This is a genomic window from Microbacterium sp. NPDC064978, assembly GCF_044543605.1.
Taxonomy (GTDB): domain Bacteria; phylum Actinomycetota; class Actinomycetes; order Actinomycetales; family Microbacteriaceae; genus Microbacterium; species Microbacterium meiriae.
The window spans coordinates 1,070,060-1,090,366 of record NZ_JBITWF010000001.1; the positions used below are offsets into that span (position 1 = coordinate 1,070,060).

Here is a 20,307-nt window from a genome sequence, read left to right on the forward strand (position 1 = left end):
CACACGGTCGATATGCGAACGAGACACTAGTCATGCCACGGACGGCATACAAGCCATGCCGATCGCATCCGCAGGAGCCGTGCGGCTCAGCCGGCGCCGCCTCCGCCGAGCACGAGAGCTGCTGCCTGCCGCGCCTCCGCAGCGGTCGCCGCGCGGCTCGCCCCCTCCGCCGCCCGCCGGCACTCGTCCGGGCCCACCGCGTCGAGCGCGGCCGCCACCCGCCCGAGCGCGCGAGGCGTCATCGACAGCGAGGTCGCGCCGAGCCCGACGAGTACCGGAGCGAGCGCGGGATCACCGGCCGCCTCCCCGCAGATCCCGACCGGCTTGCCCGCCGCTCGCCCCGCCGCCCCGACCGTCCCGATCAGCCGCAGCACCGCCGGCTGCCAGGGGTCGTTGAGATCGGCGAGCGCGCTGGACAGCCGGTCGGCGGCCAGAGTGTACTGCGCGAGATCGTTGGTTCCCAGGCTCACGAAGTCCACGACCTCGAACAGCTCGGCAGCCAGCAGCGCCGCCGCCGGGGTCTCGATCATGATCCCCGCTCTGTCCAGCCCCGCGGCACGACACCGCGCGGCGAAGTCCGCCGCCTCGTCGACCGTGGCGACCATCGGCGCCATGACCTCCACGTCCGCGGATTCCGCGTCGGCAGCCCTGGCGAGCGCGCGGAGCTGGTCGTCGAGCAGCGCTGGGCGGCGACGGGAGAGACGCAGGCCCCGGACGCCGAGCGCCGGGTTGTCCTCGTCGTCGTCGTTCGCGAACGGCAGGGGCTTGTCGCTCCCCGCATCCAGCGTGCGCACGACCACCTTGCGTCCGGGGAACGCGCGAAGGACCCCGCGGTACGCCTCCACCTGCTCCTCGATGCTCGGCGCTTCGGTCCGGTCGAGGAAGCAGAACTCGGTGCGGAACAGTCCGACCCCCTCGGCGTGCGCCGCCGCGGCGCTCCCGGCATCCGATGCCCCTCCGACGTTGGCCAGGAGCGGCACGCGGGTCCCGTCGGCGAGACGGCCCCGTCCATCGAAGGTGACGACGACCGCCGCGGCCCGTGCCTCGGCGATCTCCGCCTCGTCCGGGTCGACGTGGATGGAGCCGTGGTCGCCGTCGACGAGGACCATGGCACCCTCGGGGATCCCCGTCGATCCGGCCACCCCGACCACGGCGGGCAGTCCCAGCGCGCGCGCGATGATCGCCGTGTGCGAGGTCGGCCCGCCGTCCGCTGTCACGAGGGCGACGCAGCTGCCCCCTTCCAGCGCCGCGGCGTCGGCGGGAGCCAGGTCGGTCGCGACGAGCACGAACGGCTCGTCACGCTCGGGGACCCCTGGCATGTCCACCCGGAGGATCTCGGCGATCATGCGGTCGCGGACGTCACGGATGTCGGCGGCGCGTTCCGCCATCCTCCCGCCGAGAGCCGTGAGTGCCGCTTCGTGCGCCGCGGACGTCTCCCAGACCGCTCGCGCCGCCGTCCGCCCCTGTGCGCGCACGAGGGCGGTGGCTTCGGCGACGAGCTCCGGATCGGAGGCGAGGAGCCGTGACGCGTCCAGGATCGCCCGCGCCTCTCCGCGCGCCCGCTCGGCGCGCGATCGCAGCTGATCGGCGACGGCGACCGCCGCCCATTCGATCGTGGAGACCTCGGCCTCCCGACCCTCCGGCGGGACGACGGTCTCGGCATCCGGTTCCGGGAGTGCCGGTGCGAGGGACACCGCCCTCGCGGCCACCCGTCCGGGACTGACGCCACGGCCCTGCAGCACGGCTCCGGGGACGATCTCGGGCGTCGACACGGGAACCTCGTCCGCGACGGTGTCCTGCGCGTTCGTCGGCGCCGATCCGGGGGCGCTCTCGGCGGCGCCCTCGTCCGTCTCGACGCCCTCGCCGAACCCTCCCTGGAAGAGCGAGACCAGGCGGTCGATCGCCGCCTCGGCGTCCGCTCCCCGACCGGTGAGCTCGATCTCGGTCCCCTGACGCGCCCCGAGCGCGAGCAGCCGGGTCAGGCTTCCGGCCGCGGCTTCCTGGCCGTCCGGCAGCCGCCGCAGACGGACGTCCGCGCCCGCCGCCGACTCCGCGATCAGCGCGGCGGGGCGGGCATGGATGCCGAGAGGGTTGCGCACGCGCACACGACGCGTCACGGTCTCCCCGGCCACGTCGGGCGAGGCGGAGGCGTCCCCCGCCGACACCGGCGCGGAGTCCGCTGCCGCCGTGCCTTCCGCGTCCGGCGGGAGGAGCTGGCCGGTCTTCGCCGCGAGGGCGGACGAGGCTTCGTCGGCGACCGCGTCGAGGTCGCCGCCTGCCGCCGCAGCCACGACCGCCGCGAGGAGGCCCTCGACGAACGGTGCCGGAGCCAGCCGCACCGGCACGTCGCTGCTGCGCAGCTCCAGCGCGAGCTCGGCGCTCAGCACGGCCGACCCGAGGTCCATCAGCACGAGCACGCCGTCGACCTCGGCGGCGAGCTCGTCGATCGCCGCCGACACCGCGACGGCGTCCGTCCCGAGGATCGGCGCACCCTCCGCGTCCACACCCGCACCGGCCGCCACGCGGACCTGCACGCCGCCGCCCGGCACCATCTGCAGGGCGAGTTCGAGCGCCGCCTCCCCGAGCCGGGCGCTGTGGGAGACGGCGACGATCCCGATCATCCGGCGTCCGCGAGGGCCGCGGCGAGCGTCTCGAACAGGAGCGCCGTCGAGGCGGCTCCCGGGTCGAGATGTCCGGCGCTGCGTTCACCGAGGTAGCTCGCTCTGCCCTTCCGGGCGACGAGGGGCACCGTGGCGTCACGACCGGCGGCCGCGGCGTCCGCAGCCGCCCTGGCCGCCGCCGCGGTATCCGCTCCGCCGGAGAGGGCGGCATCGAAAGCGTCGACCGCGGGGGCCATCGCATCGAACATCGTCTTGTCGCCGGCCTCGGGCTTGCCCCGCGCGACGATGCCCTCGAGCCCCGCCCGCAGTGCCGCGGCGAGCGCCGGTCCGTCCAATGTCGTCACCGCACCGGCCGACATCCCCATGCGCAGGAAGAAGGTGCCGTAGAGGGGGCCACTCGCACCGCCCACCGAGCTCACCAGGGTCATGCCGACGGACTTGAGGAGTTCGTCGATCGTCGCGGGCGTCGTCGCCGCGAGCTTCTCCCCGACCGCCGTGAAGCCCCGCGCCATGTTCGCGCCGTGGTCGGCGTCCCCGATCGCGGAGTCCAGTTCCGTGAGCCAGTCGCGCTGCGCGGTGACGGCCTCGCGGTAGCGGGAGATCCAGTCGACGAGGACGTCGGTGCCGACGGCCGCCATCACGCGCCCCACCGCAGGCCGGGGGTGTTCACCGGGGCGTCCCACAGCCGCAGCAGCTCGTCGTCGGCCTTCAGCACCGTGACGGAGCACCCGGCCATGTCGAGGGAGGTGATGTAGTTGCCCACCAGGTTCCGCGCGATCTGCACGCCGGACCTCTCCAGGATCGCGGCGACCTCGCCGTACATGAGGTAGAGCTCGATCAGGGGCGTGGCGCCCATGCCGTTGAGCATCACGATCGCGGGTCCGGTGGCGTCGAGGTCGCCGAGGATCGGCTCGACGAGCTGCCGGGCGATCTCCGACGCCGGCGCGAGCGGCTCACGATGCCGTCCCGGCTCGCCGTGGATGCCGATGCCGATCTCCATCTGATCGTCAGGGAGGTCGAAGGTGGGCTTCCCGGCGGCGGGCACCGTGCAGCTCGTGAGGGCCATGCCCATCGAGCGCCCCTGCCCATTGATGCGCTTCGCGAGGTCGACGACCGCCGCGAGGTCGCGGCCCTCCTCCGCCGCGGCTCCCACGAGCTTCTCCAGCAGGACGGTGAGGCCGACGCCGCGACGGCCGGCGGTGTAGAGCGAGTCCTGCACGGCCACGTCGTCGTCCACGACGACCGTGCCGACCTCGATCCCCTCCATCGCCGCGAGCTCGGCGGCCATCTCGAAGTTGAGCACGTCGCCCGTGTAGTTCTTGACGATGTGCAGCACGCCGGCGCCGCGGTCGACCGCCTGGGTCGCCACCTGCACGCGGTCGGGGGTGGGCGAGGTGAAGACCTCGCCGGCGACGGCCGCGTCGAGCATGCCGGTGCCGACGTAGCCGCCGTGCAGCGGCTCGTGGCCGGATCCGCCGCCCGAGACGACGGCCACCTTGCCCTGTTCCTTCGGTGTCGCCCGGGTGATGACGTGGTTCTCCAGGTCGACCGAGAGTTCAGGGTGCGCGGCGGCGACGCCCTTCAGGGACTCGACGAGGACGTCCTCCGGGGCGTTGATGAGCTTCTTCATCCTGCGATCTCCTTTGATGCGGCGTGAGTCTCGAGCAAAAATCCGAAAAGGATTCGTCAATGTCGAATATGCTCGGAGCCTGCCGGGTTGTCAAGATCGATCCGGCGACCGCAAACCCGGCTCGACGACGACCGGAAGGAGGACGCGCATGATCCAGGCGATCGACCGCGCGGCGAAGATCCTCGACCTGCTCCAGGGCGCCCGCCACCTCGGTATCACCGATCTCGCCACGGCCCTGAGCCTTCCGCCGTCGACCGTGCACGGGCTGGTGAAGTCGCTGCGCGCGCACGGCCTCGTCGCGAAGGAGCGCGGCGGACAGCGCTACATGCTCGGCCCTACCCTCCTGCGGCTGAGCAACGTGTACCTCGACACACTGGATGTGCGAGCGCGGGCGATGCGCTGGACGCAGGAACTGGCCCGGCGCACCGAGCTGTCCGTGCGCCTCGGCGCGCCGCACCTCACGGACGTCCTCGTGATCCACCACAACCTCCGGCCCGACGACAGCCCGCAGATGCTGGAGACCGGGATGGCCGTCCCCGCGCACGCCTCCGCCATGGGGAAGGTGCTCCTCGCCTACGACCAGGGCTTCCAGCAGAGCGTGTTCGCGGAGCCCCTGCGCAGCCTCACCGGCGACACCATCACTGACGTCGCCCGACTGACCCTCGAGCTGCCGGGGATCGCGGAGCGCGGGACGGCGGCCGAGACGGACGAAGCCGTGCTCGGCGAATCCTCCCTCGCCGCCCCGATCGCCGACGCCTCGAACACGATCGTCGCCGCCGTCGCCGTCGTGCTGCCGACGTCGGAGGCACCCGCATCCGACGCGACCATGCACGCGCTGCGGGACACGGCACGGAACATCTCCCGCGAACTCGGCGCGACGACCTGGCCGCCACCCGTGGCCCCCGCCGAGGACTGACGGCGTTGGTTCGGGGACCGGTGCTCAGCCGCGCAGGCCGAGCGCGAACGGCAGCACGGCCGTGGCTCCGGCCTGCCGCACCGCGCGCGCCGCGACCGTCAGGGTCCAGCGACTGTCGATGAGGTCGTCGACGAGCAGCACCGGACCGGCGGGGACCTCGAGATGCGCCGCGTCGAACCGATCCCACACCCCCGCGAGCCGGAACACGCTGTTCCCGCCCGCCTGCCCCGACGGACCCCCGTTCCGCCACTCCAGCGCGCCGAGGTACGGCAGCCGCCCGATCTCCGAGAGCCCGCGGGCGAGGGAGTCGACGAGCTGCGGATGCGAGCGCGACGGCATCGCGACCACAGCCATCGGCCGCTCCGCCCAGTCCCACCCGGCCAGCACGCGCACGCAGGCCTGCAGCAGCGCCGGGCTGATCGGCGCGTCCGCGGCACCCGCGGCGAAGATCTCGCGCAGCGCGCCGCCCCAGCCGAGGTCGGTGAGCCGGGCGAGGGCGCGTCCCTCGTCGGCCTGCTCCCCCGCGGGGATGCGACCGCGCACCGGCACGCCCACACGGTCGGCGCCGGTCGGCCACGCGCGGCGAGGCTCGACCGGTACACCGACCCGGTCCAGGGACTCCGTCGCCTGTGCACTCGCCGTCTGCGCGATCTCCGCCGGGAACCACACGCCCGCGCAGTTGTCGCACCGACCGCAGGGAGCCGCGGTGTCGTCGTCCAGCGCCCGCTGCAGGAAGGCCATGCGACAGCCGTCCGTGCGCTCGTACTCCAGCATGTGCTCCTGCTCCGCGACCCGTTCGGCGGCGATGCGCTCGTAGCGCTCGGCGTCGTACATCCACGGCTGTCCCGTCGCGACCCAGCCGCCCTGCACACGGCGCACGGCACCGTCCACGTCGAGCACCTTCAGCAGCAGCTCGAGGGGCGTACGACGGATGTCGACGACGGCTTCCAGCGCCGGCGTCGAGATCGGGCTGTCGCCGAGCGCCGCGATGACCCGTTCCGCCCGCTCCCGATCGGGCATCGACGCGGTCGCGAAGTAGTGCCAGATCTCGCGGTCCTCGACACCCGGGAGCAGGAGCACGTCCGCGCTCTCGCTGGCCCGCCCGGCTCGTCCGACCTGCTGGTAGTACGCGACGGGCGAGGATGGGGCACCGAGATGCACGACGAACCCGAGGTCCGGCTTGTCGAACCCCATGCCGAGGGCGCTGGTCGCGACGAGCGCCTTCACCTCGTTCCGCTTGAGCATGCCCTCCGACTCGGCGCGCTCCTCGGGATCGGTCTGGCCGGTGTAGGCGCGCACGTCGTGGCCGTGGTCGCGCAGGAATCGGGCGGTGTCGACCGCCGCCGCCACAGTCAGCGTGTAGATGATCCCGCTGCCGGGGAGGTCGTCGAGGTGACTGAGCAGCCAGGCCAGGCGGCTCGCCGAGTCCCTGAGGCGGAGCACGCCGAGCCGCAGCGAGGTGCGGGCGAGCGGCCCCCGGATCGTGAGCACGGGCACCGCCTCCGCTCCGCTCGCGCCACCAGGCAGCGCCCCGAGCTGCTCGGCCACGTCGGCCACGACGCGCGAGTTCGCCGTCGCGGTCGTCGCCAGCACCGGCACGTCGGCGGGCATCTGCGCGATGAGATCGCGGAGCCGGCGGTAGTCCGGGCGGAAATCGTGCCCCCAGTCGCTGATGCAGTGCGCCTCGTCGACGACGAGCATGCCGAGCCGCGCCACCAGCGTCGGCAGCTGCTCCTCGCGGAAGGCCGGGTTGTTCAGCCGCTCCGGGGAGACGAGCAGCACGTCGACCTCGTCCCGAGCGAGGCTGTCCTGCACCTCCGCCCATTCGTGCGCGTTCGTCGAGTTGATGGCGACCGCGCGCACCCCCGCGCGCTCGGCCGCGGCGATCTGGTCGCGCATGAGCGCCAGGAGCGGGGAGACGAGCACGGTGGGGCCGGTGCCCTGCCGGCGGCGCAGGAGGGTCGCGACGAAGTACACCGCCGACTTCCCCCACCCGGTGCGCTGCACGACCAGCGCGCGGCGACGCCCCTCCACCAGCGCCTCGATCGCCTCGAACTGGCCGTCGTGGAAGTCGACGTCGGGGCGGCCGACGAGTTCGCCGAGGGCGGCGCGGGCAGCCTCGCGGAGGGGCACGGCAGTCGTGGAGGTCATGCCTCCACTCTGCCGCAGGCCTCTGACAGGACTCTGCCCGTCGCCCACGCTCGGTGGACGACCGGCGCGGAACCCGTAGCGTGGAGGAATGATCACCCGCGAACTCGCCGTCGCGCTCCGCGATGCCGGCCTGACCTGGAAGCCCGCGGAGGGTGACCGGTTCCAGCTCGACCTCCCGGACGAGGTGGAGCTGGAGGCGGAGGCCGACGTCTTCACGGTCAGCGCGATGACCATCGAGGCGCGGCAGACGCCGGCCGGCACGGATCTCGCCTTCAACGGCACGACGGAGTGGGCGCTCGACGCCGTGACCCTCGCCGATGCGGTGTGGCTGCCGCGCGAGGACCAGCTGCGGGACCTGCTCCGCGGGACGTTCCGTGCCCTCATCCGCCTCCCCGACACGTTCCGCGTCGAGATCGAGCTCGCCGGGACTCCCCTGCTGTTCGAGCACCCGGACCCGGCGGAGGCCTACGGCCGCGCCCTGCTGGCGCTGATCTCGCGCTCCCGCTGACACGTCCTGTTGAATCGGGCCGTCGCGTGTGTCAGAATTACCTAACGATCGGTCAGTAAAGAAGGACCGGACCCCGAGGAGTCGATGATGACCAGTCCCGCAGACCTGTCCCTCGTGGACGGCGAGACCTCCGACGAGGAACGCCTGTTCGACGAGCTGATCGCGAACGAGCAGCGCATCGAGCCCCGCGACTGGATGCCCGAGGCCTATCGCAAGACCCTCATCCGGCAGATCTCCCAGCACGCCCATTCCGAGATCATCGGCATGCAGCCCGAGGGCAACTGGATCACGCGCGCCCCGAGCCTCAAGCGCAAGGCGATCCTCATGGCGAAGGTGCAGGACGAGGCCGGTCACGGGCTCTACCTCTACTCCGCCGCGCAGACCCTCGGCATCACCCGTGACGAGATGATGGACCAGCTCATCTCCGGAAAGGCGAAGTACTCGTCGATCTTCAACTACCCCACCCCGACCTGGGCCGACATGGGCGCGATCGGCTGGCTCGTCGACGGCGCCGCGATCTGCAACCAGGTGCCGCTGTGCCGCGCCTCCTACGGCCCCTACGGCCGCGCGATGGTGCGCATCTGCAAGGAGGAGTCGTTCCACCAGCGCCAGGGGTTCGAGATCCTCCTCTCGCTAATGCGGGGTACGGACGAGCAACGGCAGATGGCGCAGGACGCGGTCGACCGCTGGTACTGGCCGAGCCTGGCGATGTTCGGGCCGCCCGACGACCAGTCCCCCAACTCCGCCCAGTCGATGGCGTGGAAGATCAAGCGCTTCTCGAACGACGAGCTGCGTCAGCGGTTCGTGAGCATGCTCGTGCCCCAGGCCGAGATCCTCGGCGTCACCCTCCCCGATCCCGACCTGCGGTTCGACGAGGAGACCGGTCGCTACGAGATGGGTGAGATCGACTGGGACGAGTTCTTCCGGGTGCTGCGCGGCAACGGCCCGTGCAACGCCGAGCGTCTGGAGCGCCGCCGCACGGCGCACGACGAGGGCGCGTGGGTGCGGGAGGCCGCCGCGGAGTACGCCCGCAAGCAGCGTTCCCGCCTGACCCCTGAAGGGGCGGTGGCGTGATGGCGACCCCCGGGGCCGACCCTTCGACGAGCTCAGGGACCCAGGGACGGGAGGTCTGGCCGCTGTGGGAGATCTTCGTGCGGGCGAACCGCGGGCTGAGCCACGTGCACGTCGGCTCGCTGCACGCCCCCGACGCTGACATGGCCATCCGCAACGCCCGCGACCTCTACACCCGCCGGGGCGAGGGCGTGTCGATCTGGGCGGTCCCCGCCGAGGCGATCACCACGAGCGACCCCGACGCCAAGGGCGCGTACTTCGAGAGTCCCGCGGGTAAGAACTACCGGCATGCGGTGTACTACACCGCGTCCGAGGGGGTGCCGCACCTGTGACCCTTCGACACGCTCAGGGACCCAGCTCCGCTCAGCAAGCCGGCGACGTCCACGGGGATGCGCACGGGGACGTCTCCGTCGACGAGTTGCGGCTCAGCGAGGAGCTCGCGGGCGCCGGCACGACCGCGGCGAGCGCCGACATCGCCGAGTACGCCCTGTGGCTCGGCGACGATGCGCTCATCCTGTCGCAGCAGCTCGGCGCCTGGATCTCCCGGGCCCCCGAGCTGGAGGAGGACGTGGCGCTCGGGAACATCGCGCTCGACCTGCTCGGCCACGCCCGCTCCTTCCTGCACTTCGCGGGGACGTGGGACGGCCGTTCCGAGGACGACCTCGCCTACTTCCGCGACGAGCCGGAGTTCCGCAGCGCCTGGATCATGGAGCAGCCGAACGGCGACTTCGCGCAGACCATCGCCCGCCAGCTCGTCGCGTCCGTCTACCTCGTCGAGCTGTACGCCGCGCTCCGTGCGAGCTCCGAGCCCACCCTCGCCGCGATCGCGGAGAAGGCGCTGAAGGAGGTCGACTACCACCGCGACCACGCCGTGCAGTGGGTGCTGCGCCTGGCGGGCGGGACGGAGGAGTCGCGGCGCCGCATGATCCGTGCCCTCGCGGATGTGTGGCCGTACGTCGACGAGCTGTTCCGCGATGAACCGCTGATCGACCGGCTGGGCGACGCCGCCGTGCGACCGTCGACGCTCCGCGCGCCGTTCGACGCGGTCATCGCCACCGTGTTCGCCGAGGCCGAGCTCGCGGTGCCGCCGGTGGCGGCGTCGTCCGCGGGCGGCCGGAACGGCGCCCACGCGACCCCCTTCGGTCACCTCCTCGCCGAGATGCAGGTGCTAGCGCGACGGCATCCGGGGGCGTCATGGTGACCCGGACCACCGCCGATGTCGAGGCTCAGGCCTGGCGGATCGCCGCCGCCGTGCCGGACCCGGAGGTGCCGGTGCTCACGATCGAGGACCTCGGCGTGCTGCGGGCGGTCGAGCTCCGCGGCGAGCGCGTGGTCGTCGACATCACGCCGACCTACAGCGGGTGCCCGGCCATGGACACGATCCGCGACGACGTCGTGCTCGCGCTCACGGCGGCAGGATTCGGCGACGTCGAGGTGCGGCTCGTGCTCTCCCCCGCGTGGACGACGGATTGGATGAGCGACGCGGGGAAGCTGAAGCTCCGGGAGTACGGGATCGCGCCGCCCAGTGGCCGCGCGGCGATGCCCGCAGGTCCGATCCGACTCGCCCTCAGCGTGCGCTGTCCGCGGTGCGGCTCGCTCGACACCCGGGAGGTCTCCCGCTTCGGGTCGACCTCGTGCAAGGCACTGTACGAGTGCCGGGCCTGCCTGGAACCCTTCGATCACTTCAAGGTGCACTGATGTCGCTGTTCTCCCCGGCCCCGACGACGACGCCGGTGCCCTCTCCCGCCTCCCCCGCCCGGGCGCGCAGCCGTGCCCGGTTCCACACGCTCGAGGTCGAGGACGTCCGGCCGCTCACCGAGGACTCCGTCGAGGTGACCTTCACGGTGCCCGCGGAGCTCGCCGACGACTACGACCATCTCCCCGGGCAATACGTGGCGCTGCGCACGACGCTGGACGGCGTGGAGGTGCGGCGTTCGTACTCGCTGTGCCGGGCGCCCGAGCATCGCACCGACGGGGCACCCACCCGCCTGAGCGTCGCCGTGAAGCGCGACGAGGGCGGGACGTTCTCCACCTGGGCCCAGACCGGCCTGCACCCGGGCTTCCGCATCGACGTCATGAGCCCCCAGGGCACCTTCACCTCCGGCCTCGACGATCTGGACGAGAAGCACGTCGTCGGGATCGCAGCCGGCTCCGGGATCACGCCGCTGATGGCCCTCGCGCACACCGTGCTCTCCCGCTCGCAGACCTCCCGGTTCACGCTCCTCTACACGAACCGCTCGACGCTGGACGTGATGTTCCTGGAGGACCTCGCCGACCTCAAGGACCGCTACCCGACACGGCTCACGCTGCACCACGTGCTGTCCCGCGAGCAGCGGACCGCGCCGGTGCTGTCCGGCCGCATCGACGAGCCCAAGCTGCGGACGATCCTCGACGCGCTGATCGATCCGGCCGACGTGGACGAGTGGTTCCTGTGCGGACCGCTCGCACTCGTCGACCTGTGCCGGGAGGTGCTGGCCGACGTGGGCGTGCCCCGCGAGCACGTGCGCTTCGAGCTGTTCACGACCGGCGACGAGCCGGTGCGGGCCGCCCGACCGGTCACGGTGCGCTCGGGCGAGAAGACCGTGCGGATCGAGGTGAACCTCGACGGCGTCTCGTCGACGGTGGAGAGCCCCGTCGCAGCGCGCGAGTCGGTGCTGAACGCCGCACTGCGGGTGCGGCCGGACGCCCCGTTCGCGTGCGCGGGTGGCGTCTGCGGCACCTGTCGGGCGCGCGTGCTGGAGGGCAGCGTCACGATGACCGAGAACTACGCCCTGGAGCCCGACGAGCTGGAGCGCGGCTACGTGCTCACCTGCCAGTCCCACCCGACCAGCGAGCGCGTGGTCGTGGACTACGACGTCTGACCAGGAGACCCCATGATCGATCTCGCCATCGCCGACGACGTCGCCACCGTGGTGCTCGACGCCCCCGCGAAGCTCAACGCCCTGGACGAGGCCGCCCTCGCGGAGCTCGACGCCGCGTACCGGCAGGCCGAGGCCGCCGGGGTGCGGGCGCTGCTGCTCCGTGGTGAAGGGCGGGCGTTCTGCGCCGGGCGGGACATCTCCGCCGTCGATCCGCGGGACGACGATGTGCTCGGCTACCTCGGCGGACGCGTGACGCCTCTGCTGCAGCGGATGTCCCGCTTCCCGGCGCCGACCTTCGCCGTCGCCCACGGCGCCTGCCTCGGCGTGGGACTCGGCCTGCTCATCGCGACGGACGTCGTGTACGTCGCCGAGTCCGCGAAGATCGGCTCCCCGTTCGCGGCGCTCGGCGCGACCCTCGACTCCGGCGGGCACGCGCTGTTCCTCGACCGGCTCGGCCCGCACAAGACGCTCGACCTCATCTACACGGGTCGGCTCATGAGCGGCGCCGAGGCGGTACGCTCCGGCCTCTTCTCGCAGGTCTTCCCCGACGACGAGGTGCTCGCGGCCGCGACGGCCGCCGCGGCGAAGGCCGCGCGTGGCGCCACGGCCGCCTTCCGGGCGAGCAAGGAGCTCGTCGCCCGCATCCGCGACGAACGCCTCACCCTCTGGGAATCCATCGAGGTCGAGAACGCGGCCCAGGCCGCCCTGTGCGACACCGAGGACTACCGGGAGGGCTTCGCCGCGTTCCAGGAGAAGCGGACGCCGGAGTTCCGCGGACGCTGACGCCACGCCCCGGTGGTCGCTGTCAACCGTCTCGTGCGGTGTCCGACGCCGGTGGGAGGATGCCCGCATGCTGCTCTCGGAGCTCGTCACCACCACCGACCAGGTCGCCGCGACCTCGTCCCGCCTGGCCAAGATCGAGGCGATCGCGGCGCTGCTCCGCCAGGCCGACGCCGACGACATCGCGCCTCTCGTGGGGCTGCTCCTGGCCGCGCCCCGCCAGGGTCGCCTCGGCGTGGGGTGGCGGGGGCTGACGGCCCTCGCCATCGAGCACACCACGACGCCGAGGTTGACCATCGCGGAGATCGACCACGCCTTCGACACCCTCGCGCACACCTCGGGCTCCGGTTCGGCGGGCGTGCGCAGCGAGCTGCTGCACGACCTCGCCGCCCGAGCCACCGCTCCCGAATGGGACTTCCTGACCAGGGCGATGCTCGGGGAGCTCCGCACCGGAGCGCTGAGCGGCGTGCTCCTCGACGCGATCGCCCGCGCCGCCGAGGCCCCGCCTGCCACGGTGCGACGAGCCGCCATGCTCTCCGGCGACCTCGGCGAGACGGCGCTGCTCGCGCTCACCGGCGCCGAGGGCGCACTCGACGAGGTCGGGCTCCGGGTGGGTCGCCCCGTGCTCCCGATGCTCGCGGCCACGGCGCCGACGCCCACGGCCGCTCTGGAGATCACCGGGCGCGCCTCGGTCGAGTACAAGCTCGACGGCGCGCGCATCCAGGTGCACCGCCGCGGCGACGAGGTCGGCATCTACACGCGGAGCCTCGCCGACGTCACCCACCGGCTGCCCGAGATCGTCGAGGTCGTCCGCGGTCTTCCCGCGCAGGAGGTCATCCTCGACGGCGAGACGCTGGCGCTCGACGAGGACGGCGGTCCCCGGCCGTTCCAGGAGACGATGTCGCGGTTCGGTGCGGATGCCGCGCGGGAACTCGCCCTGCGCCCCTGGTTCTTCGACGTCCTGCACGTGGACGGCCGTGATCTGCTCGACGAGCCGCTGTCGGTGCGTCAGGAGGTCCTGGCCGCGGTCGCCGGTGAGTGGCGCATGCCCGGCATCGTCACCGACAGTGCGGAGGAAGCCGAGCGTCTGTCCCGGGAAGCGCTGGCGGCCGGCCACGAGGGTGTGCTGGTCAAAGCCGTGGATGCGCCGTACGCCGCCGGTCGACGCGGCAAGTCCTGGGTGAAGGTGAAACCCGTCCTCACGTTCGATCTCGTCGTGCTCGGGGCCGAGTGGGGGTCGGGACGCCGGCGTGGATGGCTGTCGAACCTGCACCTCGGCGCGCGGGACCCGGACGGCGACTTCGCCGACCCGGGCGGTTTCGTGATGGTGGGCAAGACCTTCAAGGGCCTCACCGACGCGCTGCTGCAGTGGCAGACCGACGAGTTCCCGGCGCACGAGAGCCATCGCTCCGCGTCGACGGTGTTCCTCCGGCCGGAGCTCGTGGTCGAGATCGCGATCGACGGCGTGCAGCGGTCCCCGCGCTACCCCGGCGGCCTCGCCCTCCGGTTCGCCCGGGTCAAGGGCTACCGTCCGGACAAGACCGCTGCGGAGGCCGACACGATCCAGACGCTCCTCGCCCTGCGGCGGGGCGCGACGGACGACGCCTGATCAGGCCGTGGGCGGGAGGCCTTCGTCCTCCTGGCGCACCGTGCCGCGGAACGACCAGGGGAAGTCGATCCAGAGGTCGGTGTCCTTCCACGCGAAGTCCGGCTGGATGATCGTCGAGGGCTTCGTGTAGATCGTGACGGAGCGCACGTCGGCGCCCTTCTCCTGCAGCAGCTGCACCGCGAGCGCCAGCGTGCGGCCGGAGTCGGCGACATCGTCCACGAGCAGCACCCGGCGGCCGTCGAGATAGGCCATGTCGAGCTCCGGCGGCAGCACCTCAGGGGCGTCCAGCACGCTGCCGATGCCGGTGTAGAACTCGACGTTGATCGCGCCGCAGTTCTTCACGCCGAGCCCGTACGCGATGGCCCCGGCCGGGAGCAGGCCGCCGCGTGCGATCGCCACCACGACCTCCGGCTCGAAGCCCGTCGCCGAGATGCTCCGCGCCAGATCGCGCGTCGCCACGCCGAAGCCGTCCCAGGTGAGCGTCTCGCGCTCGATCGATGCATCCGTCATCGGTCCATTCTCGCGCATCCGCTCCGCCCGAGCCGCCGCTAGACTGAGCAGGTCCGGCCCCGCCGGTGCCTGAAAAAGAGGCACGAAGCACCTCGCATCGCCGCGAGGGCGAGACACATACGGATCCCCCTTCTCCGTCCCTGTCTCGAAAGGCTTCTCCATGCCCTCCGTCTCCGCGCACGTCGCCCTCACCCTCGCCCAGCACGTCGATGCCGTCTTCGGCGTGATGGGCAACGGCAACGCCTACTTCCTCGACGCCCTCGAGACGCAGACCGACGCCACGTTCACCGCCGTCCGCCACGAGCAGGGCGCGGTCGTCGCGGCCGACGCCCACTTCCGCGCCTCCGGCCGCATCGCCGCGGGCACGTCCACCTACGGCGCCGGCTTCACGAACACGATCACGGCGCTGGCCGAGGCCGTGCAGGCGCACGTGCCGCTCGTCCTCGTGGTGGGCGACGAGCCGACCTCGGGGCCGCGGCCGTGGGACGTGGACCAGATCGCGCTGGCCTCGGCGGTGGGCGCCCGCACCTACACCGTCGGGCGGACCGATGCCGCCGCGACCACCGTCATCGCCGTCGAGCACGCCCTCACCTATCGCGTGCCCGTGGTGCTCGCGATCCCCTACGACGTCGCAGCCCTCGAGGCGGGCGCGGTGCCGGCGGCCCCGGCTCCCCGACTCCCCGCGCCGCTCGCACCGCGCGGGGACTTCGCCGAGGGCATGCTGGATGAGATCGCCGCCGCCCTGCGCGACGCCGAGCGTCCGTTCCTCCTCGCCGGCCGCGGGGCCTGGCTGGCCGGCGCCGGCGAGGCTCTGGGCGCCCTCGCCGCGCGGACCGGAGCACTGACCGCCTCCTCCGCCCTCGGCCGCGGCATCTTCCCGGACACCCGGTATGACCTCGGGGTCACCGGTGGCTTCGGCGCCGAGGGGGCGATGGAGCTCGTGCGGACCGCCGATGTCGCGGTGGTCTTCGGCGCCAGCCTGAATCAGTTCACGATGCGCTTCGGCGACCTCTTCGCCCCGGGCACCCGGGTGTTCCAGGTCGACACCGCTCCGGCCGCCACGCATGCGCATGTCGGCGGCTTCGTGCGCGCCGATGCCCGTCTCGCCGCCGAGGCCCTCGTCACTCGCCTCTCCTCCGGGCACGACTTCGGAGATGCCGCAGGACTCGCCGAGGCCACCCCCGACTCCGGCGGCGAGTCGGGCACCGGCTCCGCAGTTGTGTCCGCCCGACCCTGGCGGGAGACGGTCGATGTCGCCGCGGCCCGCGCGTACGAGCCCGGGGACGAGCTCGCCCCGGACGGCCGCCTGGACCCGCGTTCCGCCGCGCGCCGGATCGCCGAGCTCCTCCCCGAAGACCGCGTCGTGGTCTCGGACGGCGGGCACTTCATCGGCTGGGCGAACATGTACTGGCCGGTCGCCGCGCCCGACCGGATGATGATGATCGGCACCGCGTTCCAGTCGATCGGACAGGGCTGGCCCAGCGTGGTGGGGGCGGCCCTCGCCCGTCGTGACGCGACCATCGTGCTCACCTCGGGCGACGGCGGCGGGCTCATGGCGATCGCCGACCTCGAATCGGCCGTGCGGGCGGCGGGCGGACGCGGCATGGCCGTGGTCTGGAACGACGCGGCGTACGGTGCCGAGGTCAACCTCTACGGGCTGAAGGGCTTGGCCGAGGGACCGATGCGCATTCCCGAGGTCGACTTCGCCGCGTTCGGAGCCGCGGTCGGCGCGGAGGGTGTCGTCGTGCGGACGCTCCACGACCTGGATCGCCTCGCCACCTGGGCCGAGGAGGACCCGGCGACCCGGCGCTTCCTCGTCCTCGACCTCCGGATCTCCGGCGACGTGATCGCGCCGTACCAGCAGGAGATCATCCGCGTGAACTCCTGACCCGCGCGGGCCGATAGGCTCCCGGGATGACGGATGCTCCCGAGGTCCTGCGCTACAGCGCCTTCGCCGCGACCCCGGACGGCGGCAACCCGGCCGGGGTCGTGCTCGCCGCGGACGGGCTCGATGAGGCGGACATGCAGCGGATCGCGGCCGAGGTCGGCTACTCGGAGACCGCGTTCGTGCAGGATACCGCGGCGGACGGCTCCCGCTTCCGGGTGCGGTACTGGTCGCCTGCCGCGGAGGTGCCGTTCTGCGGTCATGCGACGGTCGCGACGGCGGTCGCCCTCGCGGAACGGCAGGGTCCCGGGGCGGTCGTGTTCGAGACCGCGGCCGGAGACGTGTCGATGGAGTCCTTCGCGGACGCGGACGGCCGGGTCACGGTGTCGTTCACGAGCGTCGAGCCGGAGGTGCGCGACCTCGACCCCGTCGTGCGTGACCGCCTCCTCGCGCTGCTGGGGATGGAGCCGGCCGATGTCGACCCGCGCTTCCCGGTCCGCGAGGCGTTCGCGGGCAACTGGCATCCGATCGTCTTCGTCGCCGACCGGGAGCTCTTCCACCAGTTCCGTTTCTCCCCCGCCGAGGTCGCCACTCTCATGCGCGCGCGGGGCTGGCACGGCACGGTGACGGTGCTGCACGCCGAGGATCCTGCCGAGATCCAGGCCCGCAACCTCTTCCCCGTGGGGCGCATCACGGAGGATCCGGCGACAGGGTCCGCGGCCGCTTCGGTCGGCGCCTACCTCCGCGCCCAGGGCTATCCGGGCGACACCGTCCGCATCCATCAGGGGGCCCACGTCGGTCGCCCGAGCGAACTCCGCGTCGCGATACCGGCCTCCGGCGGCCTCGTCGTCTCAGGCGGGGCCACTCGCATCCCCTGACCCCGGCCTCGGACTCCTCGGACTCGAGAGACGGAGCACGAGGCACGCGCGGTCACCCGCACGACGCGGTTCCGTCTGCGCGACCACAGCCCTCGCCCGGCCGTGCATCCGTCCCCGGATCGTGCATCCGTCACAGCACCCGGTACCTCGCTCCTACGGCACGGTCTCACCGGCACGACCCGGCTCCGTCTGCACGACCCGGCTCCGTCTGCACGAACCGGCTCCGTCTGCACGACCGAAACCCTCCCCGGGTCGTGCACCCGTCATCCGACTCGAGCCCCGCCTCCCCGGGCATCGGAACGTCTGCACGAGCCGGTTCCGCCTGCACGACCAACCTCAGCCCCTGGTCGTGCACCCGCCCCGCCATCGTGCATCCGGAACCCGAACCGAACCCCGGAACCCGAATCGGAACCCGAACCAGACCCCGGAACCCGAACCCGGAACCCGAACCCGAACCCGAACCAGACCCCGGAACCCGAACCCGGAGCCCGAACCGGAGCCCGAACCAGTCCCCGAGTCGTCACCCCTGGGCGCTGTAGTCCGGGAGCTCCTGCAGGGTCCAGGTGTTGCCATCGGGGTCGTCGAAGCGCACGAAGCGCCCCCAGTCCTGCTCGTCCACGCCCTCCGCCTCCACGCCGAGGCCGCGCAGGTGCGCGAGAGCCTCGTCGGCGTCGGGGACGACCACCTGGATGGTGTTCTGCTGCCCCGGCTCCAAGCCGGTGGTCAGCCCCGTGCCGAAGGCGATCGAGCAGGCCGATCCCGGCGGCGTCATCTGCACGAAGCGCAGTCCCTCGTACGGCACATGGTCGTGGTCGGCGTTGAAACCGATCTTCACGTAGAAGTCCTTCGCCCGGTCGACATCGCTGACCGGGACGAAGATGAGTTCGATCTTCCAGTCCATCACGCACTCCTCCTGCCGGGCTCCGTCACCCGTCGGCCCTCACAGTACGCGCGGCCTCCGACACCCGCCAGGGCCGGACGTGCGCCGAGGGTCAGCGCACCGGCAGCAGCGCTCGGTCCAGGAACTCCACCAGCTCGTCCACGCCGTCCAGCGGGAGGATCGCGGCGACGTACTGGTCCGGACGCACGACGATCACGACGCCGCCACGGGACAGCTCCCGCGCCTCGAAGATGTCCGTCTCGCACCACTTGCTCGGGCCCGCGGCGTAGACCTTCTCCCAGTCGGTGAGTCCGAGCGGACCGGTCTTCGGCTGGAAGAGCTCGGGCGTCGTCGTGACCTCGACCTCCTCGAAGGGCTGCTGGTACACGGCCTTCACGTCGAACACGGCGTCGGCGTCGGCGTCAGCCGGGGTGAACCGCGCGAACACCGGCGCCGCCTCCTCCGCCCACGCGGCGAGCGCCTCCCCGGTCCGGTCGCCGAAGGCGTAGACCCGCCAGCGGCCGTCGGCCTTCGCATGGTGCCCGAGGTGGACGACGTTGCCGTCCCCGACCCGCACGACCTCCGCCGACTTGAAGCGCTTGCCCAGCGGGTAGCCGACCGCGAGCTCCTGATGGGCGTCGGTGCCGGTGATCATGGAGGACGTGTACTGGGTCATGAAACCGGAGGGGAACTCGGCCGTCGCGAGGTAGTACGTGGCCAGCTCGTTCGGGTCGGAGATCTCCTCCGGCTTGCGGGCCATGAGGCTGGACCACTCGCGGTCGAAGTCGATGAGCTGCTGCGCGACGGGACGACGCTCGGCGCCGTACGTGGCGAGCAGCGCCTCGGGGGCACGGCCGCTCAGCACGGAACCGAGCTTCCAGCCGAGATTGAAGCCATCCTGCATCGACACGTTCATGCCCTGGCCGGCCTTGGCGCTGTGCGTGTGGCAGGCGTCGCCGGTCAGGAAGACCCGCGGGCTGCGATCGGCGCCGGGGTCGACGTCGTCGAAGCCGTCCGTCACACGGTGGCCCACTTCGTAGACGCTGTGCCAGGCCACCTGCTTCACATCGAGCGTGTAGGGGTGGAGGATCGCGTTGGCGCGCCGGATGATCTCCTCGATGGGCGTCTGGCGCACGCGGTGGTCGTCGTCCGCGGCGACCTCGCCGAGATCGATGTACATGCGGCTGAGGTAGCCGCCCTCCCGCGGGATGTGCAGGATGTTGCCGGCCTTGGAGTTGATCGCGCACTTGGTGCGCCAGTCCGGGAAGTCGGTGTTGACGAGCACGTCCATGACGCCCCAGGCGTGTGCGGCGCTCGCGCCCACGTGCGTGCGGCCGATCGCCTGCCGCACGCCGCTCCTGGCGCCGTCGCAGCCCACCACGTACTTCGCCCGGACCACGCGCTCCTCTGCGTCACCGACGTGCCGAACGTGCACCTCGACCGGGTACTCGCTCTCCTCGTGCACGGTGAGCCCGAGGAACTCCACGCCGTAGTCCGGCACGATCCGGCCGGGACCGTCGGCCGCCGCCTCGGCGAAGTAGTCGAGCACGCGCGCCTGGTTGACGATGAGGTGCGGGAACTCGCAGATGTCGTAGGCGTAGTCGGCGGTGCGGGTGGTCCGCACGATCTGATCGGGGTGCTCCGGGTCGGGGCCCCAGAAGTTCATCCAGCCGATGTTGTAGGCCTCGGCGACGATGCGCTCGGCGAAGCCGAAGGCCTGGAAGGTCTCCACGCTGCGGGGCTGGATGCCGTCGGCCTGTCCGAGGACGAGGCGGCCCTCGCGCTTCTCGATGATGCGTGTCGTGATGTCGGGGTACTGCGACATCTGCGCCGCGAGCAGCATGCCCGCGGGGCCGGAGCCGACAATGAGGACGTCGACCTCATCGGGCAGGGTGGAGGGGCGGTCGATCCCGGTGCCGGCGGCGTCCTGCACGCGCGGGTCTCCGGACACATAGCCGTGGTGGTGGAACTGCATCGTCGTCGATTCCTTCCGGACGTCTTCGTCGG

Annotated in this window: 18 protein-coding genes; 11 read left to right on the top strand and 7 right to left on the bottom strand. The window is 72.2% G+C overall.

Annotated features, from left to right (window positions below):
* Positions 1–86: 86 nt before the first annotated feature.
* The 3 genes from ptsP to dhaK are packed head-to-tail and all read right to left on the bottom strand — an operon-like array spanning position 87 to position 4,251.
* On the bottom strand, positions 87–2,621 hold the full coding sequence (gene ptsP / locus ACIGJI_RS05405) for a phosphoenolpyruvate--protein phosphotransferase (protein ID WP_363445651.1): 2,535 nt from the start codon (positions 2,619–2,621) through the stop codon (positions 87–89).
* Positions 2,618–3,259: a dihydroxyacetone kinase subunit DhaL gene (gene dhaL, locus ACIGJI_RS05410; RefSeq protein ID WP_363445967.1), complete on the bottom strand. Its 642-nt coding sequence runs from the start codon at positions 3,257–3,259 to the stop codon at positions 2,618–2,620. Before dhaL ends, ptsP begins: the two co-directional genes overlap by 4 nt.
* Positions 3,259–4,251, bottom strand: coding sequence for a dihydroxyacetone kinase subunit DhaK (gene dhaK, locus ACIGJI_RS05415; protein ID WP_187663504.1), 993 nt, complete (start codon positions 4,249–4,251; stop codon positions 3,259–3,261). Before dhaK ends, dhaL begins: the two co-directional genes overlap by 1 nt.
* A 148-nt stretch (positions 4,252–4,399) precedes the next feature.
* Between dhaK and ACIGJI_RS05420 the strand changes: the two genes are divergently transcribed.
* Positions 4,400–5,167: an IclR family transcriptional regulator gene (locus tag ACIGJI_RS05420; RefSeq protein ID WP_363445647.1), complete on the top strand. Its 768-nt coding sequence runs from the start codon at positions 4,400–4,402 to the stop codon at positions 5,165–5,167.
* A 24-nt stretch (positions 5,168–5,191) separates the two neighbouring features.
* Here ACIGJI_RS05420 and ACIGJI_RS05425 read toward each other — a convergent pair whose 3' ends face one another.
* Positions 5,192–7,318: a DEAD/DEAH box helicase gene (locus ACIGJI_RS05425; protein ID WP_363445645.1), complete on the bottom strand. Its 2,127-nt coding sequence runs from the start codon at positions 7,316–7,318 to the stop codon at positions 5,192–5,194.
* Positions 7,319–7,406: 88 nt separating this feature from the next.
* On the opposite strand from ACIGJI_RS05425, the gene ACIGJI_RS05430 reads away from it, so the two are divergent.
* The 8 genes from ACIGJI_RS05430 to ACIGJI_RS05465 all read left to right on the top strand — a co-directional run bounded on the left by ACIGJI_RS05430 (position 7,407) and on the right by ACIGJI_RS05465 (position 14,147).
* Complete coding sequence (locus ACIGJI_RS05430) at positions 7,407–7,826, top strand: pilus assembly protein CpaE (protein ID WP_187663501.1); 420 nt, start codon at positions 7,407–7,409, stop codon at positions 7,824–7,826.
* 87 nt (positions 7,827–7,913) lie between these two features.
* A complete protein-coding gene (gene paaA, locus ACIGJI_RS05435) occupies positions 7,914–8,900 on the top strand; it encodes a 1,2-phenylacetyl-CoA epoxidase subunit PaaA (RefSeq protein ID WP_363445642.1) in 987 nt (328 codons plus the stop codon).
* Complete coding sequence (paaB, locus tag ACIGJI_RS05440; protein ID WP_025103829.1) at positions 8,900–9,229, top strand: 1,2-phenylacetyl-CoA epoxidase subunit PaaB; 330 nt, start codon at positions 8,900–8,902, stop codon at positions 9,227–9,229. Before paaA ends, paaB begins: the two co-directional genes overlap by 1 nt.
* A complete protein-coding gene (gene paaC, locus ACIGJI_RS05445; protein ID WP_363445640.1) occupies positions 9,226–10,098 on the top strand; it encodes a 1,2-phenylacetyl-CoA epoxidase subunit PaaC in 873 nt (290 codons plus the stop codon). The genes paaB and paaC overlap by 4 nt, the downstream gene beginning before the upstream one ends.
* Positions 10,092–10,595, top strand: coding sequence for a 1,2-phenylacetyl-CoA epoxidase subunit PaaD (paaD, locus tag ACIGJI_RS05450; protein WP_366244458.1), 504 nt, complete (start codon positions 10,092–10,094; stop codon positions 10,593–10,595). The genes paaC and paaD overlap by 7 nt, the downstream gene beginning before the upstream one ends.
* Positions 10,595–11,758 carry a 1,2-phenylacetyl-CoA epoxidase subunit PaaE gene (gene paaE, locus ACIGJI_RS05455; protein WP_363445637.1) on the top strand — a complete coding sequence of 388 codons (1,164 nt, stop codon included), beginning with the start codon at positions 10,595–10,597 and terminating at the stop codon, positions 11,756–11,758. The genes paaD and paaE overlap by 1 nt, the downstream gene beginning before the upstream one ends.
* A 12-nt stretch (positions 11,759–11,770) precedes the next feature.
* Positions 11,771–12,541 (top strand): enoyl-CoA hydratase-related protein, encoded by a 771-nt coding sequence (locus ACIGJI_RS05460; protein ID WP_363445635.1) that lies wholly within the window; start codon positions 11,771–11,773, stop codon positions 12,539–12,541.
* Positions 12,542–12,608: 67 nt separating this feature from the next.
* Complete coding sequence (locus ACIGJI_RS05465) at positions 12,609–14,147, top strand: ATP-dependent DNA ligase (protein WP_363445633.1); 1,539 nt, start codon at positions 12,609–12,611, stop codon at positions 14,145–14,147.
* Here ACIGJI_RS05465 and ACIGJI_RS05470 read toward each other — a convergent pair whose 3' ends face one another.
* A complete protein-coding gene (locus ACIGJI_RS05470; RefSeq protein ID WP_363445631.1) occupies positions 14,148–14,657 on the bottom strand; it encodes a phosphoribosyltransferase in 510 nt (169 codons plus the stop codon).
* 160 nt (positions 14,658–14,817) lie between these two features.
* On the opposite strand from ACIGJI_RS05470, the gene ACIGJI_RS05475 reads away from it, so the two are divergent.
* Positions 14,818–16,545, top strand: a complete 1,728-nt coding sequence (locus ACIGJI_RS05475) for a thiamine pyrophosphate-binding protein (protein WP_363445629.1) — start codon at positions 14,818–14,820, stop codon at positions 16,543–16,545.
* A gap of 26 nt (positions 16,546–16,571) precedes the next feature.
* The gene (locus ACIGJI_RS05480; RefSeq protein ID WP_363445627.1) at positions 16,572–17,420 is read left to right on the top strand and encodes a PhzF family phenazine biosynthesis protein; all 849 of its coding nucleotides are present in this window, start codon (positions 16,572–16,574) and stop codon (positions 17,418–17,420) included.
* A 520-nt stretch (positions 17,421–17,940) separates the two neighbouring features.
* Here the strand turns inward: ACIGJI_RS05480 and ACIGJI_RS05485 are convergent.
* A complete protein-coding gene (locus ACIGJI_RS05485) occupies positions 17,941–18,321 on the bottom strand; it encodes a VOC family protein (protein WP_187663491.1) in 381 nt (126 codons plus the stop codon).
* Between the two features lie 91 nt (positions 18,322–18,412).
* Positions 18,413–20,275 carry an FAD-dependent monooxygenase gene (locus ACIGJI_RS05490; protein ID WP_363445965.1) on the bottom strand — a complete coding sequence of 621 codons (1,863 nt, stop codon included), beginning with the start codon at positions 20,273–20,275 and terminating at the stop codon, positions 18,413–18,415.
* Positions 20,276–20,307: the final 32 nt, after the last annotated feature.

Excerpts from the sequence above, each read along its gene's own strand:
- ACIGJI_RS05475 (WP_363445629.1), top strand. The coding sequence starts at position 14,818 with ATGCCCTCCGTCTCCGCGCACGTCGCCCTCACCCTCGCCCAGCACGTC.
- ACIGJI_RS05425 (WP_363445645.1), bottom strand. The coding sequence starts at position 7,318 with ATGACCTCCACGACTGCCGTGCCCCTCCGCGAGGCTGCCCGCGCCGCC.
- ACIGJI_RS05490 (WP_363445965.1), bottom strand. The coding sequence starts at position 20,275 with ATGCAGTTCCACCACCACGGCTATGTGTCCGGAGACCCGCGCGTGCAG.
- ptsP (WP_363445651.1), bottom strand. The coding sequence starts at position 2,621 with ATGATCGGGATCGTCGCCGTCTCCCACAGCGCCCGGCTCGGGGAGGCG.
- ACIGJI_RS05460 (WP_363445635.1), top strand. The coding sequence starts at position 11,771 with ATGATCGATCTCGCCATCGCCGACGACGTCGCCACCGTGGTGCTCGAC.
- dhaK (WP_187663504.1), bottom strand. The coding sequence starts at position 4,251 with ATGAAGAAGCTCATCAACGCCCCGGAGGACGTCCTCGTCGAGTCCCTG.
- ACIGJI_RS05420 (WP_363445647.1), top strand. The coding sequence starts at position 4,400 with ATGATCCAGGCGATCGACCGCGCGGCGAAGATCCTCGACCTGCTCCAG.
- dhaL (WP_363445967.1), bottom strand. The coding sequence starts at position 3,259 with ATGGCGGCCGTCGGCACCGACGTCCTCGTCGACTGGATCTCCCGCTAC.
- paaA (WP_363445642.1), top strand. The coding sequence starts at position 7,914 with ATGACCAGTCCCGCAGACCTGTCCCTCGTGGACGGCGAGACCTCCGAC.
- ACIGJI_RS05485 (WP_187663491.1), bottom strand. The coding sequence starts at position 18,321 with ATGGACTGGAAGATCGAACTCATCTTCGTCCCGGTCAGCGATGTCGAC.
- ACIGJI_RS05430 (WP_187663501.1), top strand. The coding sequence starts at position 7,407 with ATGATCACCCGCGAACTCGCCGTCGCGCTCCGCGATGCCGGCCTGACC.
- ACIGJI_RS05480 (WP_363445627.1), top strand. The coding sequence starts at position 16,572 with ATGACGGATGCTCCCGAGGTCCTGCGCTACAGCGCCTTCGCCGCGACC.
- paaD (WP_366244458.1), top strand. The coding sequence starts at position 10,092 with ATGGTGACCCGGACCACCGCCGATGTCGAGGCTCAGGCCTGGCGGATC.
- ACIGJI_RS05465 (WP_363445633.1), top strand. The coding sequence starts at position 12,609 with ATGCTGCTCTCGGAGCTCGTCACCACCACCGACCAGGTCGCCGCGACC.
- paaB (WP_025103829.1), top strand. The coding sequence starts at position 8,900 with ATGGCGACCCCCGGGGCCGACCCTTCGACGAGCTCAGGGACCCAGGGA.
- ACIGJI_RS05470 (WP_363445631.1), bottom strand. The coding sequence starts at position 14,657 with ATGACGGATGCATCGATCGAGCGCGAGACGCTCACCTGGGACGGCTTC.
- paaE (WP_363445637.1), top strand. The coding sequence starts at position 10,595 with ATGTCGCTGTTCTCCCCGGCCCCGACGACGACGCCGGTGCCCTCTCCC.